The organism is Bradyrhizobium sp. Arg816 (assembly GCF_029989365.1).
Classification (GTDB): domain Bacteria; phylum Pseudomonadota; class Alphaproteobacteria; order Rhizobiales; family Xanthobacteraceae; genus Bradyrhizobium.
The window spans coordinates 1-757 of record NZ_JAPRAQ010000089.1; the positions used below are offsets into that span (position 1 = coordinate 1).

Below are 757 nucleotides of genomic sequence, written 5' to 3' on the forward strand. Positions count from 1 at the left end.
GTCAATCGCTGAGCAGTCCGCAGTTGCGAGTCCTCTGCCCTACAGCCGGATTTGAGTATCTTGTGGAAGACCTCGATCTTCCATCGCAAGGAATACCAATCGAGTTTCTCGATCGCATCCCCGCGCGATTGCACCGGAAGATCGGTCGGGAGTTTCCATTCAATCTTCTTTCTGTTCTTTGGCGCTCCTCTTTCATCAGCGTGGATCACTGTCAAAGTCAAAGCTGGATACCGCGACTGCTTGCCTATCGGTGGCAAAATACGGATTTTACGATACCGGATTTCAAGAACAGCCTGGTCTGGATTGCCCTTGCTATCCTGGACTTCGATCCGGTGGAGACCTTTGACCGCGACCTCGTCCATTATCGTTGCAACGGTATGATCGCCATCGCCTGCCAGGCGATTGACACAGGTCCTTACCAAGAAATGCGTTCCAACCTCTTGGGCGGCGCAAAACAATTCATAAATATCGGCCTCACGATCACCGATATGGATGCACTTCGATGGCTTCTCAAAAAGCTCCGTGGATTGCTTGAGGTTTTCCAGCCACCGAATGCTCTCCTTGGTTTCAATGGGGATCCGTGTCAGGTTGACCTCGCGCCTGAGCGCAGCGACCCCTCTGAATCTCTTTCTGGTCCAGAACTTCACGGCGCTGAGCCCCAGTGGAAGCCCCTCAAGGGTCACCGCAAGGCTCGAATGCATCAATATTCCGCATGTCGTGTACGTTTGGGGTTTTCCGTCCAATCTTCGAGAGTTGC

Annotated in this window: 1 protein-coding gene; it reads right to left on the bottom strand. The window is 52.8% G+C overall.

All coding sequences use genetic code 11. The features are described from left to right. The coding region (locus OWC48_RS45940; protein ID WP_282525918.1) for an IS4 family transposase at window positions 1-701 on the bottom strand (701 nt) is incomplete at its 3' end. Window positions 702-757 lie beyond the last annotated feature (56 nt).